The organism is Arcicella sp. GW821-FHT09D11, from assembly GCF_059416265.1.
On the sequence record NZ_JBWKOV010000002.1, the window covers coordinates 1,048,917 to 1,068,070 of the forward strand.

16 protein-coding genes and 2 tRNA genes are annotated in these 19,154 nt (G+C 33.9%); 11 read left to right on the forward strand and 7 right to left on the reverse strand.

The window, feature by feature from the left end; genetic code table 11:
- Window positions 1-109 precede the first annotated feature (109 nt).
- The 4 genes from pheT (at window position 110) to ffh (ending at window position 4,582) form a co-directional block, all read left to right on the forward strand.
- Window positions 110-2,536, forward strand: coding sequence for a phenylalanine--tRNA ligase subunit beta (gene pheT, locus AC07N0_RS09510; RefSeq protein WP_494588993.1), 2,427 nt, complete (start codon window positions 110-112; stop codon window positions 2,534-2,536).
- 178 nt (window positions 2,537-2,714) lie between these two features.
- Window positions 2,715-2,915 carry a hypothetical protein gene (locus AC07N0_RS09515; protein WP_492802534.1) on the forward strand — a complete coding sequence of 67 codons (201 nt, stop codon included), beginning with the start codon at window positions 2,715-2,717 and terminating at the stop codon, window positions 2,913-2,915.
- Window positions 2,912-3,178: a type II toxin-antitoxin system RelE family toxin gene (locus tag AC07N0_RS09520; RefSeq protein ID WP_492802536.1), complete on the forward strand. Its 267-nt coding sequence runs from the start codon at window positions 2,912-2,914 to the stop codon at window positions 3,176-3,178. The genes AC07N0_RS09515 and AC07N0_RS09520 overlap by 4 nt, the downstream gene beginning before the upstream one ends.
- 69 nt (window positions 3,179-3,247) lie before the next feature.
- Window positions 3,248-4,582 carry a signal recognition particle protein gene (gene ffh, locus AC07N0_RS09525; RefSeq protein WP_492802538.1) on the forward strand — a complete coding sequence of 445 codons (1,335 nt, stop codon included), beginning with the start codon at window positions 3,248-3,250 and terminating at the stop codon, window positions 4,580-4,582.
- A gap of 150 nt (window positions 4,583-4,732) precedes the next feature.
- Here ffh and AC07N0_RS09530 read toward each other — a convergent pair.
- A tRNA-Val gene (locus tag AC07N0_RS09530) sits at window positions 4,733-4,810 on the reverse strand.
- Window positions 4,811-4,828: 18 nt separating this feature from the next.
- Window positions 4,829-4,906 (reverse strand) — tRNA-Val (locus AC07N0_RS09535).
- A 346-nt stretch (window positions 4,907-5,252) separates the two neighbouring features.
- Here AC07N0_RS09535 and AC07N0_RS09540 point away from each other — a divergent pair.
- Window positions 5,253-6,026, forward strand: a complete 774-nt coding sequence (locus AC07N0_RS09540; protein WP_492802540.1) for a TerC family protein — start codon at window positions 5,253-5,255, stop codon at window positions 6,024-6,026.
- Window positions 6,027-6,337: 311 nt separating this feature from the next.
- Here the strand turns inward: AC07N0_RS09540 and AC07N0_RS09545 are convergent, their stop codons facing one another.
- The 3 genes from AC07N0_RS09545 to gldG all read right to left on the reverse strand — a co-directional run bounded on the left by AC07N0_RS09545 (window position 6,338) and on the right by gldG (window position 9,940).
- Window positions 6,338-6,793 (reverse strand): thioredoxin family protein, encoded by a 456-nt coding sequence (locus AC07N0_RS09545; protein ID WP_492802542.1) that lies wholly within the window; start codon window positions 6,791-6,793, stop codon window positions 6,338-6,340.
- 180 nt (window positions 6,794-6,973) lie between these two features.
- Complete coding sequence (dnaN, locus tag AC07N0_RS09550; RefSeq protein ID WP_492802544.1) at window positions 6,974-8,098, reverse strand: DNA polymerase III subunit beta; 1,125 nt, start codon at window positions 8,096-8,098, stop codon at window positions 6,974-6,976.
- A gap of 177 nt (window positions 8,099-8,275) precedes the next feature.
- Window positions 8,276-9,940 carry a gliding motility-associated ABC transporter substrate-binding protein GldG gene (gene gldG, locus AC07N0_RS09555; protein WP_492802546.1) on the reverse strand — a complete coding sequence of 555 codons (1,665 nt, stop codon included), beginning with the start codon at window positions 9,938-9,940 and terminating at the stop codon, window positions 8,276-8,278.
- Between the two features lie 213 nt (window positions 9,941-10,153).
- Between gldG and AC07N0_RS09560 the strand changes: the two genes are divergently transcribed.
- From AC07N0_RS09560 to AC07N0_RS09580, 5 genes are all read left to right on the forward strand, one after another.
- Window positions 10,154-10,519, forward strand: coding sequence for a LytR/AlgR family response regulator transcription factor (locus tag AC07N0_RS09560; protein WP_492802547.1), 366 nt, complete (start codon window positions 10,154-10,156; stop codon window positions 10,517-10,519).
- A gap of 438 nt (window positions 10,520-10,957) precedes the next feature.
- Complete coding sequence (locus AC07N0_RS09565; protein ID WP_492802549.1) at window positions 10,958-11,356, forward strand: sugar 3,4-ketoisomerase; 399 nt, start codon at window positions 10,958-10,960, stop codon at window positions 11,354-11,356.
- The gene (locus tag AC07N0_RS09570) at window positions 11,337-12,425 is read left to right on the forward strand and encodes a DegT/DnrJ/EryC1/StrS family aminotransferase (RefSeq protein WP_494588994.1); all 1,089 of its coding nucleotides are present in this window, start codon (window positions 11,337-11,339) and stop codon (window positions 12,423-12,425) included. The genes AC07N0_RS09565 and AC07N0_RS09570 overlap by 20 nt, the downstream gene beginning before the upstream one ends.
- A gap of 13 nt (window positions 12,426-12,438) precedes the next feature.
- A complete protein-coding gene (locus AC07N0_RS09575) occupies window positions 12,439-13,341 on the forward strand; it encodes a glycosyltransferase family 2 protein (RefSeq protein ID WP_492802552.1) in 903 nt (300 codons plus the stop codon).
- Window positions 13,331-14,101: a class I SAM-dependent DNA methyltransferase gene (locus AC07N0_RS09580; protein WP_494588995.1), complete on the forward strand. Its 771-nt coding sequence runs from the start codon at window positions 13,331-13,333 to the stop codon at window positions 14,099-14,101. Before AC07N0_RS09575 ends, AC07N0_RS09580 begins: the two co-directional genes overlap by 11 nt.
- 133 nt (window positions 14,102-14,234) lie before the next feature.
- Here the strand turns inward: AC07N0_RS09580 and AC07N0_RS09585 are convergent, their stop codons facing one another.
- Both AC07N0_RS09585 and AC07N0_RS09590 read right to left on the reverse strand, forming a co-directional pair.
- Window positions 14,235-15,131, reverse strand: a complete 897-nt coding sequence (locus AC07N0_RS09585; RefSeq protein ID WP_492802555.1) for a YitT family protein — start codon at window positions 15,129-15,131, stop codon at window positions 14,235-14,237.
- A gap of 289 nt (window positions 15,132-15,420) precedes the next feature.
- Window positions 15,421-16,917 carry a glycine--tRNA ligase gene (locus AC07N0_RS09590; RefSeq protein WP_492802557.1) on the reverse strand — a complete coding sequence of 499 codons (1,497 nt, stop codon included), beginning with the start codon at window positions 16,915-16,917 and terminating at the stop codon, window positions 15,421-15,423.
- A gap of 303 nt (window positions 16,918-17,220) precedes the next feature.
- Between AC07N0_RS09590 and AC07N0_RS09595 the strand changes: the two genes are divergently transcribed.
- Complete coding sequence (locus tag AC07N0_RS09595) at window positions 17,221-19,116, forward strand: outer membrane protein assembly factor BamB family protein (RefSeq protein ID WP_494588996.1); 1,896 nt, start codon at window positions 17,221-17,223, stop codon at window positions 19,114-19,116.
- Window positions 19,117-19,154: the final 38 nt, after the last annotated feature.

Here is a 19,154-nt window from a genome sequence, read left to right on the forward strand (position 1 = left end):
AATCTTGTGGGGTTTATTTATGTCTTCTATTTTTTGTTTAACTTTGCATTTACGAGAAATTTTTAAAAGAAAACAATTCTCAATCACGAAATCTTACATTGCATTTAGAATGAAAATCTCCCTTAATTGGCTTAAACAATTTGTAGAAATAACAGAGTCGGCTCAAGAATTAGATAGTCTCTTAACTGGAACGGGCTTAGAAGTAGAATCCATCGAGCGTCACGAAGCAATTTTGGGCGGTTTAGAAGGTTTTGTAGTAGGTGAAGTACTTACTTGCGAACGATTTATGGTAAAAGAAAAGCAACTAAGTTTAACCACTGTTGATATTGGTGCTGAAACACCTTCGCAAATTGTTTGTGGGGCAGCCAATGTAGATGCTGGACAAAAAGTAATTGTAGCAACAGTTGGTACTACACTTTATGACCATGCCAAAGGAGTAGAGATTTTTAAAATCACTAGTAAAAAAACTTACGGTCATCTTTCAGAAGGGATGATTTGTGCAGAAGATGAACTAGGAATTGGTACTTCGCATGATGGTATTTTGATATTGGATACTGATTTACCAAACGGTACGCCTGCTACTCAATACTTTAATTTAGAAGCTGATTTATTAATTGAAATCGGTCTGACACCCAATCGTGCAGACGCTGCCTCGCATTGGGGAGTAGCACGTGATATTAAAGCTAAAACGGGTCGTGCTATTACATTGCCTTCTATAGAAGCTTTCAAAGTTGACAATACTAATTTCCCGATAGAATTAATCGTAGAAGACCCAGAGGCTTGTCCACGTTTTTGTGGTGTTACGATTGATGGCGTAAAAGTGCAGGAATCACCAGAATGGTTGCGTAAATCATTGGAAACAATAGGCTTGCGTTCGATTAATAATATTGTAGATATTACCAATTATATCTGTCATGGATTAGGTCAGCCCATGCACGCTTACGACTGGCACGCCATAGCTGGACAAAAAGTAGTGGTAAAGACCATGCCAGCAGGTACAAAGTTTACTACGCTTGATGAAGTAGAACGCACTTTAGGCGAAACTGATTTAATGGTATGTAATGGTGATGAACCAATGGGTATTGCAGGGGTTTTCGGTGGTACAAAGTCGGGTATTAAGCCCGAAACTACGCGTGTGTATTTAGAGGTAGCCTATTTCAACCCAGCTTCTGTGAGAAAAACTGCACAGCGTCATGCCTTGAAAACAGATGCTTCGTTCCGTTTTGAACGTGGTACAGACCCAAATGCTAAATTATATGCATTAAAATATGCTACTTTGTTGATTCAAGAATTAGCTGGTGGCGTAGTTGCTTCGGGAGTAAGTGATTTTTATCCAAGTCCAATTGCAGATTTTACAATTCCAGTTTTATACAAAAACGTAAATCGTTTGATTGGGAAAACGTTAGATAAAGGTTTAGTAAAAGCTATTCTTGAGGCTTTAGATATTCAGATTCAAAATGAAGATGAAAATGGTTTCACCGCAATAGTTCCTCCTTATCGAGTAGATGTTACGCGCGAAGCTGATATTATTGAGGAGGTGTTAAGAATCTACGGTTTTGAAAATGTAGAGTTGTCAGAAAATTTGGGTACTGAATTTTTATCGGGCTTCCCTCATAAAGATAGAGAACAATTACAGTTAAAAATCTCACAAATTTTGGCTGCAAATGGTTTCAACGAAATCATTACTAACTCTTTAACCAAGCCAGCTTATTCAGCGTTGATTAAGGCTGATTTGCCAAATGATGATGTTGAAATCTTGAATAAATTATCAGAAGATTTAGGCGTGATGCGTCAGACGATGGTATTTTCTGGATTAGAAGTATTAGCCCATAATATCAATCGCCGTCAGAAAGATTTAAAAGTGTTTGATTTTGGTAAAACCTATCACAAAATCAATGACAAATACGTTGAAAAACGCCATTTAGCATTGTATGTGACTGGAAATACTGAAAATGAAACATGGCAATTGAAATCGCAAAAAGTAGCTTTTCATACTTTGGCAAGTGCTGTAAATAAAGTATTAGGTAGTTTAGGGTTCAAAAATTTAGATACAAAACCATTAGAAGGAACTGCTACTTTTGAATATGGGATAAGCTATCTATTGAATAAAAAAGAAGTAGCCAAAGTAGGATTAGTAAAACCAAGCGTAGCTAAAAAAGCTGAGGTAAAACAACATGTTTTCTTTGCTGATTTTGATTGGGATTATTTATTCAAACAATACAATGACAAAGCTGCTTTTGTAGAATTACCAAAATTCCCAGAAGTTCGTCGTGACCTTTCATTAGTGATTGATAAAACGGTTACTTTCGACCAAATACAGAAGTTAGCTCGTAATTATGAGAAAAACTTGTTGCGTCAGATTAATGTTTTTGATGTGTATCAAGGCGAAAATTTAGGGGCAGATAAAAAATCATACTCAGTAAGTTTTATCCTTCAAGATTACGAACAGACATTGACAGATAAAGTAATTGATAAAACCATGGAGAAACTAATGACAGCTTTTGAAAAAGAAATCGGAGCGGTGATTAGAAAATAGACTTAATTAGTTAATAGATTTTAATGCCACAAGGATTTATAATTCTTGTGGCATTTGGTTTAGAGAACGATTAGTTTTTATGCATTGAAACTATTGATAATTTTATTATATCAAACTCATCGACAAACGTTTATTAAGAATTTTGTACCTTTGTACTGTAACTCAAAATTGTAGGAAAATGACTTCAATGCTAATAACCCCCAAGAATAAATCTGAGATGAAATTACTTTCTGATTTATTAAAAAAAATGCAGGTTGAAACTCAATTAATTTCTGAGGAAACGAAAGAAGATTTAGGTTTGATGAAAATGATGGAGGAAGTTAATCGTTCAGAGAAAACTTCAAGAGAGAGTATTATGATGAAGCTTCGGAAAAAATGAAGATAGAATTTTTATCAAAATTTAGTAAAGACCTTGACAAAATTTTAGATATATCTGTGTTAAGTTCTGTAGAGGAATTAATTTTAGAAATAGAGTCTGCCAAAAATATTAATGAGCTACAAAATATTAAAAAATTAGTTGGGTTTAAGAATGTTTATAGAATTAAGTTAGGCAAATATAGGATTGGATTTTTTTATGAAAATGGAGTGATAGAGTTAGCGAGAATAGTACACCGTAAAGATATATATAAAGTCTTTCCTTAAATCGAACGTATATCTTTCAATGTGAAATATTAAAAATTATACAAGAAAAATTAGAAGCAATAGATAAAAATGTTTGAGAATTTAAGCAGTAAAATAACCACCGCAATGCGTACCCTGAAAGGTAAGGGACGTATCACGGATGTCAATGTAGCAAGTACTGTCAAGGAAATCCGCAAGGCTTTGATGGATGCCGACGTTAACTATAAAGTAGCTAAAGAAATCACTGACCGTATCAAGGAAGAAGCAATGGGACAAAAAATCCTTATTGCGGTTGACCCTGGACAGATGTTGGTGAAAATTGTTCACGAAGAGCTCGTTAAATTGATGGGTTCGTCGGTACAGGCGATTAATTTAAAGCCAGACCCAGCCGTTATTTTAATTGCAGGTTTACAAGGTTCTGGGAAGACTACTTTCTCGGGTAAATTAGCTCAATACCTTAAAAAGAGTGGTAGAAATGTGTTGTTAGTTGCGTGTGATATTTATCGTCCTGCGGCTATCGACCAATTGAAAGTATTAGGGGAGCAAGTAGGCGTAGATGTATATGCTGAACCTGAGAATAAAAACGCCGTTGAGATTGCACAAAATGCCATTTCTTATGGACGTAAAATGGGTAAAAGAGTAATCATTGTCGATACTGCTGGTCGTTTGGCAGTAGATGAGGCAATGATGAATGAAATTGCAGCGGTTAAAGATGCTATCAAGCCTGCAGAAATCCTTTTTGTCGTGGATTCGATGACTGGGCAAGATGCTGTAAATACTGCTAAAACATTCAACGAACGCCTGAATTTTGATGGTGTTGTATTGACTAAATTAGATGGTGATGCTCGTGGTGGTGCTGCGCTTTCTATTCGTCATATTGTAGATAAACCAATTAAGTTTATTTCTACAGGCGAGAAAATGGATGCTCTTGACCAATTCTATCCTGATCGTATGGCTAGCCGTATCTTGGGTATGGGTGACGTACTTTCTTTGGTTGAAAGAGCACAAAATGCCTTTGATGAAGAAGAATCTGAGCGTATCAACAAGAAAATCCGTCAGAACCAATTTAGTTTTGAAGATTTCTATTCGCAATTACAACAAATCAAGAAAATGGGTAACCTCAAAGACTTGATGGGTATGGTTCCGGGAATGTCGCAAGCAGTGAAAGACGTAGATATTCCTGATGATGCGTTTAAATCTATCGAAGCCATCATTCAATCAATGACACCGAAGGAACGTCAGAAACCAGAGCTTTTAGATATGTCTCGTAAGAAGCGTATTGCTGCTGGTTCGGGTACGTCTGTCACTGAGATTAATAATTTAATCAAACAGTTTGATGGAATGCGTAAAATGATGAGAATGATGAACAATGTGCAAGATGGCAAAATGAAAATGCCTAACATGGCCAATATGATGCGTAAATAGTAGCGCTCAGCTTTGAGTAATTAGCTTTGAGCTTTAGTAATAGAAAAGGGTTAAGAAGATTTTGTCTTTTTAACCCTTTTTGTTTGATATCAATATAAAGCCAATAAAAAAGTCTTAACATCTTGAAATGTTAAGACTTGTCTTGTTTGATGGTGGTCCCACTAGGATTCGAACCTAGGACCCCCTGCTTGTAAGGCAGGTGCTCTGAACCAGCTGAGCTATGAAACCGAGATTGTTGTTGTAATTTGGTGGTCCCACTAGGATTCGAACCTAGGACCCCCTGCTTGTAAGGCAGGTGCTCTGAACCAGCTGAGCTATGAAACCAAATCCCTTTCTTTTAAGGTGGTGCAAAATTACGCTTTATTTCCTTACTGTGCAAATCTCAACAAAGAAAAAATCAATACTTTTTTTGTAAAAAATGATAAGTGTTTTATTATCAATAAGTTAAATTATAAGAAAATTTCTATATTTTTCTGGAATTCCAATTCAAGTTTAGGCCGCCCTCAAAACCATCATAAATGATGTTAAAAGTAAAGCTAGGTACATAAATCATTCATGCCATATTTGAGATAAGTTGTAAATGTTTTTAACCTTTCATAACAATTGAGGTTTTGTTTATTGACTAAACTGAATAAATTTGTGTAATCAAATTATTTAAACCAAAACTAAAATGTCAGAATTATTTACAGCAGGGGGTATTATAAGTTTACTTACACTTACTTTTTTAGAAATCGTTCTTGGAATAGATAACATCATTTTTATTTCAATTGCAGCCAATAAATTAGCCAAGAAAGACCAAGCAAAAGCTAGAAACATAGGTTTATTATTAGCAATGCTTTTTAGAATTACCTTATTATTCGGTATTTCATTCATTATTTCATTACAAGAACCTTTTACTTACATCCAATTAGGTTGGTTTAATGCTGGTATTTCTGGACAAAGCTTAATTTTATTTGTCGGAGGATTATTTTTACTATTTAAAGCTACTTCAGAGATTCATGAGAAACTTGAAGTAGGCGATGAGCATGAGGTAAAAGTACCCAAAGGTTCGGCGGCTGATAAACTTACGGCGGTTGTTATTCAAATCGCACTGATTAACATCGTATTCTCGATAGACTCTATCCTTACTGCTATTGGTTTGACACATAATTTACCAATCATGATTATTTCAGTAGTACTATCAATTGCTATTATGATGGGCTTTTCTGGACCAGTTGGTGATTTTGTGAACCGTCACCCTTCTATTCAAATGTTAGGTATGGCATTTTTGATTATGATTGGCTTTATGCTAATCGCTCAGGCAGCTCATGATGCTAATGTTTCTCTGTTTGGGTCAGAGGTAGGCGAAGTACCAAAAGGATATTTATACTTTGCTATTGCCTTCTCATTGTTGGTGGAAGTGCTGAATATTAAAATGAGGACAAAACAGGAAGTTGTTAAATAAATTTTATGCTATCGACCGATTTGATGAATCGTACGATAGGGTTTATAAATGCTTCACGCTATCAACAAAAACAAAAGTCATCCCAAATTTTCATTAAAATAATGAGTTTGGGAAGTTTTATATTTATTATCGTCTTGTCCTTACTTTTCTTTCCTTGATGAAAGAAAAGTAACAAAAGAAAATCAAGAATTCCTAAACTCGCTTCGCTCAAACAGTAGGAATTCGATGTCCCTCAATCACAAAAAAGCGGTCAGAAATTAGTTTTCTGACCGCTTTTTAATTCTAAAATCCGAGTTAATTTCTCAAAAATATTACTTTACAAATTTTTTCGCTTGTGCTAAAATTACATTGGCAGCATTCGGAATAGGATTAGGAACACCTACCATAATCGTTTTAGGCTTTCCGTTGCTATCAATAAAGTAGATAGACGGATAAGCATCAACTGGATATTTTTGAGCAACTGCTGGGCCTTCACCATTCTCATAATCCATGGCTACACAAATATATTTTTGGTTCATGTAGTCTCCCAAAGCCTTATCAGTAAATACTTGATTTTTCAAAATTTTGCATGGTCCACACCAAGTAGTGTAGCAATCCATCATAATCATTTTGTTTTCTTTTTTGGCTTTTGCTAAAGCTTGTTGAAAAGTACCTTTGAAGAATTGAATGCCTGTAGCCGCAACTGGGTCTTTTGAAGGAATTGGTTTAGCATTTACACCGATAGCAAAAAGGATTAATAAAGCAGATAAAATTCTAGTTTTTAACATTTCATTAAGATTGATTAAGTTTGATACAAAACGTTTAAATTGGTTATAATAGTTTAACCGATGAATAACTTTTTAACTGTTAATAGAATAACAAAGTTTGCCATTAACAATCATTAACATTTTAAAATCAAAAAGGCGTAAGAATAAAACTCTCACGCCTTTTGTCTATTATAATTTTAATTATGCATAAGTATTAAGCATAACTGGCATTACTAACATTAAAATATCTTCGTCAGCTTTTTTGTCAGCAGGAATAATCAAACCAGCACGGTTTGGCTGAGACATTTCTAGTGAAATCATGTTTGAAGTAAGGTTACCCAGCATTTCAATCATAAACTTAGCATTAAAGCCAATTTCCATTTCATCACCTTCATAATCACACATCAATCTTTCATTGGCTTCGTTAGAATAATCTAAATCCTCAGCCGAAATCACTAAATCGTTATTTGATAGTTTCAAACGAATTTGGTGAGTTGTTTTGTTTGAATAAATTGAAATACGTTTCAAAGAACCTAAAAACTCAGAACGGTTGATTGTCAAAACATTTGGATTATTTTTAGGAATAGCATTTTCATAATCAGGGAAACGCTCGTCGATTAAACGACAAATCATTCTAACATTATTGAAACTGAAAAAAGCATTTGAGGTACTAAAATCTGAAGTAACGGTGGTGTCATCAGAAGGCAAAGATGATTTTAATAGATTCAATGCTTTACGAGGAATAATCATCGTAGAATCATACTCAGACTTTACATCGCTTCTTTTATAGCGAATCAAACGGTGGCCATCTGTTGCTACAAAATTGGTATATTCAGGTGACAGTTGTACATAAACGCCTGTCATCGCTGGGCGTAAGTCATCATTTGATACAGCAAAAATAGTATTTGAAATGGCTGCGCTTAGTATTTCAGCAGATATTTGTACTGACAAACTCTTTGTCACTTGTGGCACTTTAGGGAAATCGATTGGGTTTTCGCCTGATAGCTTATAACGACCATTTTCAGTGATGATTTCAGTACCAAAAGTATCTTTGTCAACTTTGAAAGTAATCGGTTGATCAGGTAACCCTCTGAGCGTATCCAACAATAAACGAGCAGGAATAGCGATTGCTCCGTTATCTGAAGATTCAATTGCTAGCGTCGTAATCATTACCGTCTGTAAATCAGAAGCAGTAACTGTCAGTTGAGTTTGATCGATTTGGAATAAGAAGTTTTCCAAAATAGGTACAATCGGATTATTAGCAATAACGCCATTAACTGTCGATAGTTGTTTCAATAAAACTGATGAGGATACGACGAATTTCATTATCTTGAGGAATATTTTTAGTTGAGAATGACTATTACATTATCAAAACGCATCGGGTTTTGATATTGAGTACTATATTTTTAAAAATTACTACAAAACTACGAATAAGCCCCGACTTTTAATTATTTTTCACCAAAATTCACTAAGAAGAAAGCGTTTTTTGTAGTTGAAAATATATTATCGCGTATATTTTCTTTGTCTCCAAAAGTTTCTGGCAAGTCCAAGAACCACTAAAATGATTACTGGAACAATTAAATTGATTGATTGCCAATAGGTTCTTTCATCTTGCAAGGCAGCTTTGTCTAAAGGTCTTAATTTTATTTCTTTGTTTCGAGCTACTATTACGCCATTATCATCCAATAAATAATCGATAGCATTTAATACAAAATCTTTGTTGGCAAATGTATTTCCAGAGTATTTATCAAAGCCAAGTGGTAGGGGAGTATTATGTTTTTGATCAAAATCATTCACAGGAATGTCTCCATCTGAACAAACGATTATTTTAGAATCCTTCCCCTCTGCCTTAAACGTAGCAAAACGAGGGTCGCTAGGTAAAATTCTATTTTTAAATAAAGATTCGAATTTACCTTCAAGTAATACCCCCACTGTTTGAACACCGCCTTTGTATTGATTTGCATTCAAATCTTTACTAGCGAAATTATAGCTCATAATCGCTGGGGCGTGCAATAACTGTGTGTATTGGGATGTCATTAACAATGGTACTTTAGTAATGCCATCAGCACGAACGGTATCTAATGAACCTACATATTTAGTATAAATAGCATCCAGATTTCTTACAATAGGCGACTTCCCGAAAGTGTTGATTAAAGGGTAATATTGCCATTGAACAAGCTGAATATTAGAACGGTCGCCAAAGTTTCCAATATCCAAAGGAATAGCAGCACTCATCTGAGCATCCTTAATTAAATTAGGGTTTAAACGAACACCATATTTAAACAATAAATCTTCTAACCCAACATTTTGAATTTGAGCCATATTTCCTTCACGAGCAACAGAGTCTACCTTTACTGCATCAACAAAGAAAACTGCCTTGCCTCCGTTCATAATAAATTGGTCAATTTTGTATTTATCATCATCGTTGAAAAGCTGGTCGGGCTTTAACACAAAAATAGCATCTAACCCATCCAACGTTGGCGAATTCCTCAAATCAACAGGATATAATTCATAGTTGGGCTTTAAAGCACCAATTAAGTCTAGCTGATTGACCGCAGGAAGTGATGTATAATTAATAAAAAAGCCAATTTTCTTTTTTTCAGTAGCTGTTACTCTTTTAATAGCCGAAGCTAACTGATATTCGACTCCTTCGTAAGACTGATTCAAAATATCTTGCGGAGAGGATAATTTGTTTCCTTTTAATAATAACGTAGCAATTTCTTTGCCTTTATAAGTAATAATTGCACCTGGTAGAATCAAACTTTGCGTTTTTTTCCCATCTTCATTATTATAAACATTGGTAGGAGTAATGCCTTTTTTAGCGATAGCCGCTATTCTCTCGTTTCTTATTTTCTCGTCTCTATATTCAGCATTCAAATCAACAAAGGTGTATTTCACGTTTGAGCCACCATAAATCCTAAATTCATCTAGCGTTTCTTTAACCGCATTTTCTAAGCGCTTAAATCCAGCAGGAATCCCTTTGCCTGTTAAATATACTTTTATATATACTTCATCATCAAGGTTTTGTAATAAATTCTTGGTAGCATCAGCAATTGTATATCGTTTTTCTTGGGTTAAATCTAACCGAAAAAAGAAATGGCTAGCCAATAGATTAACGCCAATTACTGCTATAAAAATGATTATAAATTGAATACTTTTATTTTTCATTTAATTTTTGAAAATTTTCTTTCCACTGTTTTTAATAAGACGAGCTTACAAAATTAGTATTTATCTTTTATTAATTCATTTTAAACGAAGGTTGAAACAAAACGGTATTCATAAATAAAAAAATAAAAGGTTTTGTTACCATCAACACCCCTTTGTACGACTAAACTGATAGGAACTTGAATAGTTTTTCTAACCACCAACTATAGATAGCATATGTCAGTTTTAATACCTCGCCCAAAAATACAACTAACCGTTGATTTAAAAAGAAAGATATTCATCGGAATAGATAGAATTATTATGTTGGAAGCTAGCGGAAATTATACGCTAATACATTTGAAAGACGGATCAAATCCATTGTTTGCTAAGTGTATTAATACTTTCGAGGAAGAATTGAATGCTCAAGGATTTTTAAGAGTACACAAATCATATATCATCAATCCTAAATACGTTGTGAAATATATTAGTAAAGACAATACCATCATCATGGATAATAATTTGTATGCACCTATCGCTAGGCGAAAAATGAATATGATTAAATCCTCCTCTATCAGAAAAATTGTGGGGAAATATATCAAGTAAAAAAAATCTCTAAATCTATATATTATATTTTTATTAAGCAGTAGTCCTTTTGATAGGGTTACTGCTTTCTTATGTATGGTAAAATAGTAACGGAATAAGGCATTCTATACAATAAACAGCATATATTTTTAGTTTTAACTTATTTAAGCAGACAACATCGTGACCTCTAAAAGCTAAATTGTTGTTAACAATTTCATTTTTCAATTGATGCTGGATTTTGGAAAATTAAGTTTTGAGGTTTATCTTTGAATTAACTGCTTTTAGGTATAAAAAATAAATTTTATACAAACCATGAAAACCGTTTTTAGGATATTATAAACTAAAAACAATTATCACATCACTTTTATCCAATTCAGAATATTATTAATCAAATCATCAACGCAATCGGATTTTATTCTACATAATTTCCGAGGGTTTTGGGTGGAAAACAAAATTTCAATGAGTAAATTTCTTGAATTACAATGTTTTGATTCTGAATCAGGCTCTCTAACCGTCTTTGAAAAACATCTTCCCGGCAGTATAAAAAGGGTTTTTTATATTCACTGTGGAGAAGGCAAGGTGAGGGGCGGGCATCGCCATAAGAAAACTTGGCAGGCAATTACCTGTTTGACAGGTACTTGTAGAATTTATATTAATGATGGGAAGAGTGAAAAAGAATATTTTTTAAGTTCTCCTAATCAGTGCATCATCCTTCAACCTGAGGACTGGCATATTATGGATTCTTTTTCGGAGTCATGTATTCTATTAGTCTTAGCCAACGAGCTATACGATGCTAGTGATTATATCGACGAACCTTATGAAATAACGCAAAAAGCAAATGCAAATACCTTTTCTTAATTTAAAGGCAATAAACAAGCCTTTTGAGCTAGAAATCAAAGAAGTTTTTGATGAAGTTTTAAAGAAGGGATGGTATATACTAGGAGAGAAGGGAAAGGCTTTTGAAGAAGCCTTTGCTCAATTTTGTAATGTAAAATATTGTTTGGGAGTAGCAAATGGTTTGGATGCTTTAACAATCCTCCTAAAGGCTTGTGACTTTCCTGAAAAAGCAGAAATTTTAGTTGCCTCTAATACTTATATTGCTACTATTCTAGCCATTAAACATGCTGGCTATGTTCCCGTTTTAGTGGAACCTTCTTTAGAAACATATTTAATTGACCCAGCTAATATTGAGGAAAAAATAACATCTAAAACAAGTGCTATTCTGGTTACGCATCTTTATGGAAAATGCTGTAATATGGAAGCTATTAATGTGATAGCCAAAAAGCATCATCTACGCGTATTTGAAGATGCTGCGCAGGCTCATGGAGCTAAATACAACGAAAAACTAGCAGGAAATCTGTCAGATGGAGCTGGCTTTAGTTTTTATCCTTCTAAAAACTTAGGAGCATTAGGCGATGCTGGCGCTATTACTACTAATGATGATGCGTTGGCTGAAAAAATAATCGCTTTAAGAAATTATGGCTCTAGCAAAAAATACGTATTTGATTATCAAGGTATAAATAGTAGACTCGATGAGATTCAGGCAGCAATATTAAGCTTGAAACTACAAAAATTGGAGGATGATAATCATTATAGACGAAAAATAGCTTCTTTATATCTTAGTAATATCAAGAATGATAAAATTATTTTACCCGCTAATGATACGCTTGACGATGATGTGTGGCATTTGTTTGTCATACGCACAGCACAAAGGGACGATTTTGTAAAATATATGTTATCAAAAGGAATAGGTACTGATATTCACTATCCTATCCCTCCGCATCAGCAAAAAGCTTTTGCAGAATGGAACGGAGTATCATTACCTATCACAGAAAAAATACATAAAGAGGTTGTTAGCATTCCTCTAAACACCTCACTGACTGAAAACGAAATCACATATATCATTGAAACTATAAATATTTTCTAATCCCCATTTTTTTATGTTATTATCGGTTGTCATTCCAGTTTACAAAGGTGCAAAGACCATTGGTAAATTGATTGAAAAACTTCATGAAGAATTACATCAATATGACTTTGAAATTGTATTAGTCAACGACGGTAGCCCCGACAACTCAGAGGAAGTTTGTTTACAACTATCCAAAAAATACAGCAATATTACATTTGTATCACTCAGAAAAAACTTTGGAGAATTTAATGCAGTAATGTGTGGTTTAAATCATGTTAGAGGAGAATATGCCGTGATGATTGATGATGATTTTCAAAATCCGCCCTCAGAAATTATTAAACTACTCGAAGAAGCACAAAAAACAGGACTTGAGGTAATTTATACGTATTATTCAGACAAAAAACATAGTATTTTTAGAAATTTTGGAAGTTGGTTGGTTAATCAATTAGCGACCCATCTATTAAATAAACCCAAAGGGCTTTATCTTTCAAGTTTTAAACTAATTAAGAAAGATATTGTTGATGAAATTTGTCAGTACAAAGGTCCATTTCCTTATATCGACGGCATTATTTTTAGTGTCGTTTCCCAAGTAGGTAGTGTGCATGTGGAACATTCAGAAAGAGAAGAAGGGCATTCTAATTATACCTTTAGTAAACTATCTGTACTTTTTCTGACGATAATTTTTGGTTACTCGATTCTACCAGCAAGATTTATTTTACTCTCAGGCTTTTTCCTTACCGTAGTTTCTCTATTGCTTTTTGGGTTAGATATATGGGGTGTATTGTCTGAATATTCTATTACTGTTTTCATGTTTTTTGGAGGAGTACAGTTGATGTCATTGGGTATTATTGGGGAATACATGGGGAGAATGTTTTTAACACAAAACAATTATCCACAATATTCAGTAAAATATAAAGTACTAAATCATGCTAAATAGTAGTGTTGAAGAATACAAAATGATGTATGATGCCGAAGAGAAACTTTGGTGGTATAGAATCTTACATGAAAAAGTATTAGCTGAAATAATCAAAAAATATCCTAACAATGATAATATCAGTATTTTGGATATTGGTTGTGGTACGGGGGGATTAATGAGTTTTTTGATGAAAAAGGGCTTTCAAAATATTCAAGGCATAGATTATTCAGAAGCTGCTATTTTCTTTTGTAAAGAAAGAAAATTAAATGTACAGCGACTAAATATTGAGCATTTAGACGAGCTTACGACACTCAAAAAATTTGATGTAATCGTTTGTAACGATGTATTTTATTGTCTACAAAAGAAGGTAATTCATAAGACTTTTGAAACGATTTATTCCTTATTGAATACCGACGGAATATTTATTTCAAATAATAATGCTTTTGATATTTTTTGGGGGACGCATGATATTGCAGTAGGAGGAAAACACAGGTTTACAATAAACGATTTTGAGGCATTGATACCTCGCAGTTTACTGACTATTGATTACTTCTCTTATTGGACATGGCTTTTGTCTCCTTTGGTACTCCTAATAAGATTGAGCCAACGATTTGGAATAAACTTAGGATTCATTAAAACAGATAATGTAGTTTCTGATGTTGAAGTCCCTTCTGATTTTGTGAATAATTGCTGTTATCAGTTAGTGAAATTAGAAGAAAAAATATTTTATAAAGGGTTCTTTGGGAGTTCTTTATTTATGAAAATATCAAAAAGGGTTTAATCTAGTACAGATTAAACCCTTTTTGATTCACTTGATGTTATTGATTAATACATTTTTAAATTATTTTTAATTCATTTGATATTATTGATTAATGTATTTTCAAATCTTCAAGTCCTCAAATTTTCAAATTATTTTAATGCAAAGGTAATTTTTTAATCATTCCACCTTTTACGTCATTGATACTTTGCTGTATAATAAAAGCCGATTTATCGATATTGGCTACTTCATCGGTCAATTTTTGAATTTCTAATCGAGTAACTACAGTATAGATTATCTCTAAATCTTCATTTAATTGTCCTCTCTTACCAAATCCTCTTTTACCATTAAAAATAGTAACACCGCGTCCTAATTTCTCAATAATTACTTTTCTAACAGCTTCGCTTTGTTCTGTAATGATGGTTACGCCTGTAAATTCTTCAAGACCATGAATTAAGAAATCGATGGTTTTAGAAGCACCTAAATAAGTAAGCATAGCGTACATGGCAGTTTCTACACTGATTAAAATAGCTGCTGCAGAGAAGATAATCACGTTGATAACAATGATAACGTCACCTACACTCAATACTGTTTTACGGCTAATAAACAAGGCTAAGACCTCTGTACCATCTAATACACAACCACCACGAATACAAAGCCCGATGCCCGCACCAAGAAAGAAACCACCAAATACCGCAATCAGAAGCTTGTCGGTAGTAACAATCGGAAACGTGATAAAAGTTAAGCTTAGGGCAAGCACTCCAATGGCTAACAAGGTTTTAAAAGCAAAAATTTTAGATACTTGCGAATAGGCCAGCCATATAAAAGGAAGGTTAACTATAATAATCAATGAAGGTAGGTTGATGTCTGTTAATATATTGATTAACAGTGAAATACCCGTAACACCTCCGTCTAGGAAATCGTTTGGAAGTAAAAAGCCTTTAAGTCCAAAGCTAGCTGATAGTACACCAACTATTACAAGCAAGGCATCTTTACCATATTGAAGGACTACATTTTTTTGTTGCGAAGTGTTTTGTAGAATTGGTTGGATCATAATGTAAAGGGGTTTAATGAGCAAATAATGCTTATGAAAAATACGAAGAAAACAACGAAAAATATTACTTCTTGCCAATTATTACTTACTGTAAAGTAGAATGTTTTGTGCTAAAAGAGAAACACAAGAGATGTATTCTGGAGTTGAAGTAAGAAGAGTTTGAAATCAGTTTCTTCATGGAAAATGTACTCAGATAACGTATAGCTATGTTTTTTATTGCAGAATATCCAAATAAAAAAGGCTTCTGATTTCTCAAAAGCCTTTCAAAAAAATGATTATTAAATAATTATTATAATTGCTCAAATACTCTTTCCATGCTGATGGCATAGCCAATTTTGTCTCGTAATTCAGAAATTTTTACTCTTTCTTGTTCCATTGAATCACGATGACGAATCGTTACGGTTTCGTCTTCCATAGTTTGATAATCTACGGCGATACAATAAGGAGTACCAATTAAATCTTGACGAGTATAACGTTTTCCGATAGCACCACCATCATCATAAGTTGTGTTAAACGAACGTTTTAATGAATGGAAAATTTCTTGTGCTTTTTCAGCTAAACCATCTTTTTTCACCAAAGGTAAAACAGCAGCTTTGATAGGAGCAACCGATGGATGGAATTTTAGATAAGTACGTTGTTTTTCAGCATCGCCTTCACCAACAGTTTCTTCAGTATAAGCATTACAAAGGACAGCTAAGAACAGACGGTCGGCTCCTACAGAGGTTTCTACAACATAAGGAATATAGTTTCCATAAGGTTTTCCATTTTCGTCAAGTTCAGCATCAAAATACTGTTGCTTTTTCTTCGAAAGCGTTTGGTGAGCGGTCAAGTCAAACGCAGTTCTTGAGTGTATCCCTTCCATTTCTTTAAATCCGAAAGGGAATTGGTATTCAATATCCACGGCAGCATTGGCATAGTGAGCCAGCTTTTCGTGGTCGTGGAATTTTAATTTTTCAACAGGTAGACCAATTGCTTGGTGGAATTTCAGACGAGTTTCTTTCCATGAATTATACCATTGCATTTCTGTACCAGGGCGACAGAAAAACTGCATCTCCATTTGTTCAAATTCACGCATACGGAAAATGAAGTTACGCGCAACGATTTCATTACGAAAAGCTTTACCGATTTGGGCAATACCAAACGGAATTTTCATACGGCCAGATTTCTGAACATTCAAGAAGTTTACAAAAATTCCTTGTGCTGTTTCTGGACGAAGATAAATCAACGAAGCATCTTCAGAGACTGCACCTACTTGGGTAGAAAACATCAAATTGAATTGGCGTACTTCTGTCCAGTTAGTTGTTCCAGATATTGGACATTTAATGTTTTCATCAATAATTAATTGACGAACGCCGTCCAATTCACCAGCATCTAACAAACGTGCCATTTCCTGCAATAATGCTTTTCCTTTTTCAGGCGTTCCTTCAGCTTCATAAAGTTCAGCTTTGGCTTCTAATAATTGGTCAGCACGATAACGTTTTTTAGAATCTTTGTTATCAATCATTGGGTCGTTGAACGAATCAACGTGTCCTGAAGCCTTCCATGTAAGCGGGTGCATAAAAATGGCTGCATCAATCCCAACAACATTATCGTTGAGCATCGTCATGGCTTTCCACCACAAAGTTTTAAGATTGTTTTTCAACTCTACACCGTTCTGACCATAATCATAAACGGCTTGTAGCCCATCATAAATTTCAGAAGAAGGAAATACAAAGCCATATTCTTTGGCATGTGAAATGATTTCTTTTAGCGTGGAAGCAGTATCTTGTTGTTTTTGTTCAGCCATGATTTTAATGGTCAGTTAACAATCGCTCGTCAACTGTAATTAGCATTTTACTTGTTTTTTGTAAAAATATTAACAAAGTTATCAAATTTGCCTTGAATTGTCTGTTACCAAGTTTAGAATAATCATCGCAAAGTTAAATATTGATTTTCATTTAGAATTTTTTAGGTTTTTATTTATATTTGTTTCTCAGTAGTATCTACACTTTAATATCATCTATTTGTTTAAAAACCATTAGGAGAGAATTGTGGAAAGTACTACTCTAATCCCATAAATTTTTCATAATATTTTAAACAACTACTACTAATGAAACAGTTTTTATTTGCCTTTCTACTCGTGCTATGCTCTTTTGGCACATTTGCCCAACGTACATTCGACCACATTCTTCAAACAGAAGGTAACATCCAAGATTTAGTACAAAATGAAATTACTGGTATTATCGTCATCAAAGAAGGTGCTACTTTAAAAGGAATTGATGCAGAAAGTAAAAAAATCGTATGGACTTTAACCAAAGATGATTTTGGGGCAACTTCTGTAAAAGATATTTTGACAGACCCTGAATTTGGTAAATTTTTCAAAGAGAAAAAAGAACTTACTAGTGTTGCTAATAGCCCGTATGTAGAGGCTTTTATTAATTCTAAATACATGGTTGTCAATACTGAAACTGGTAAAATAGTTTACAATTCTTCTAAAGAATCTTTCTTCGTTTTTCAATCTGATTTTATTCCTGAGTCTGACGAATATTTATTGACATTAAAAAATGGCGATAATATGTCGATTGCCCTATTGGATACCAAAACAGGAACATTGAAATGGAATTCAGTAGTAAGTAAAGCAAAGTCTTTTTTTAGTATATCTTTGAAAGAATCTGTTAACACTAACATTGCTAAAATCAACGGAGAAACGATTTACTATTTGCTTTATGGCAAATTGTATTCTTTTAATAAAACAACAGGGAAACTAAACTGGACTGCTGAAGAAGAATATACTAGATTTTTCCCTACTCAAAACGATAAAAATATCGTGGTAGTAAATAGCAAAGGATTGATGTCTGCTAAAGAGTATTTGAATGTATTGAATACTGAAACTGGAAAAAGTATTTGGGAAGAATCAATCAAGACAAAAAGAATAGTATATTTAGAAGACTGGGGTACAAAATTATTGATTGCTCATAATAGTGGATTCAACTTTTTTGATTTGAAGACGGGTGAAAAAATCTGGAAAAAAGATGCTCGTGGTGATGGTTTAAAGCGTGTTATTCCTATTGATAAAGACTTCCTTTATGTAGCTGAAAACGAAATGATGTTGATAAATAAAGAAGGAGAAAAACTTTGGAAGAGCTTTATTGAAATTGCTGATGAAAAAGAAGATCCTATTTATTACTTAGGTAAAGTTGGTGATAAAGTAATGTATTTGACGGGTACTTATGGTAACATGGTGGATTACAAAAGTGGACGTAAACTATGGAAAAGAAACATCAAATTCAATGAAAAAAGACCTGTTTTACCATATTATGATGAAGCTGCCAACGCCTATATCGTTTATAATGACGAAAAGCTGTATAAGTTTGACCCATCAATAGCGGACAAACCAGAACCTTTTGCAGAAGTTAACATCAAAAATGAAAAAGAACTAAATAGTATAGAATTGTTCCCTTGGGGTGTTGTTTTGTCAGGCCCAGTAGAGGTAATGGGTGTAGGACTAGATGGTAAAGTGAAATATCATAAAGTGTACAAACAACCGGGTGAAGGCAACAGACAGTTGATCAAAGGAGCTTCAATGGTAGGTAGCTTCGCACTTGGAGTTAACTCTGCTAAAAATGTGTTAGAAGGAGGGGAAATTAGAATGTATCAGCGCGATGAAAATGGCGTTTTGAGAGACCTTGGGGTTGTTAGAGAAGCTGATAAGGGCAAAATGGCAATGGCGGATGCATCAGCAATGGGTGCAAATGCTTTAAGCCAATTGGCATCAAGATACGGTTCTCGTTTTAATGCGATGAAACAAAACAGAGATTTCTCGTATATTTATGCGAAAGAAGAAACAGGTGAGAAAGTATTGGTAAAAGTAAGAAAAATTGATGGCGTAGAAGTGGATAAATTAATTTTCAAAAACGATAGACCAGTTTATGAAATTGACCCAGCTACTCAAAATGTATTCTATATTTTGAATAATACGGTACAGATTTTTGATGCTAAAAAATAAACCAATAAACAGGAGAGTCCATCAAAATAAGTTTGATG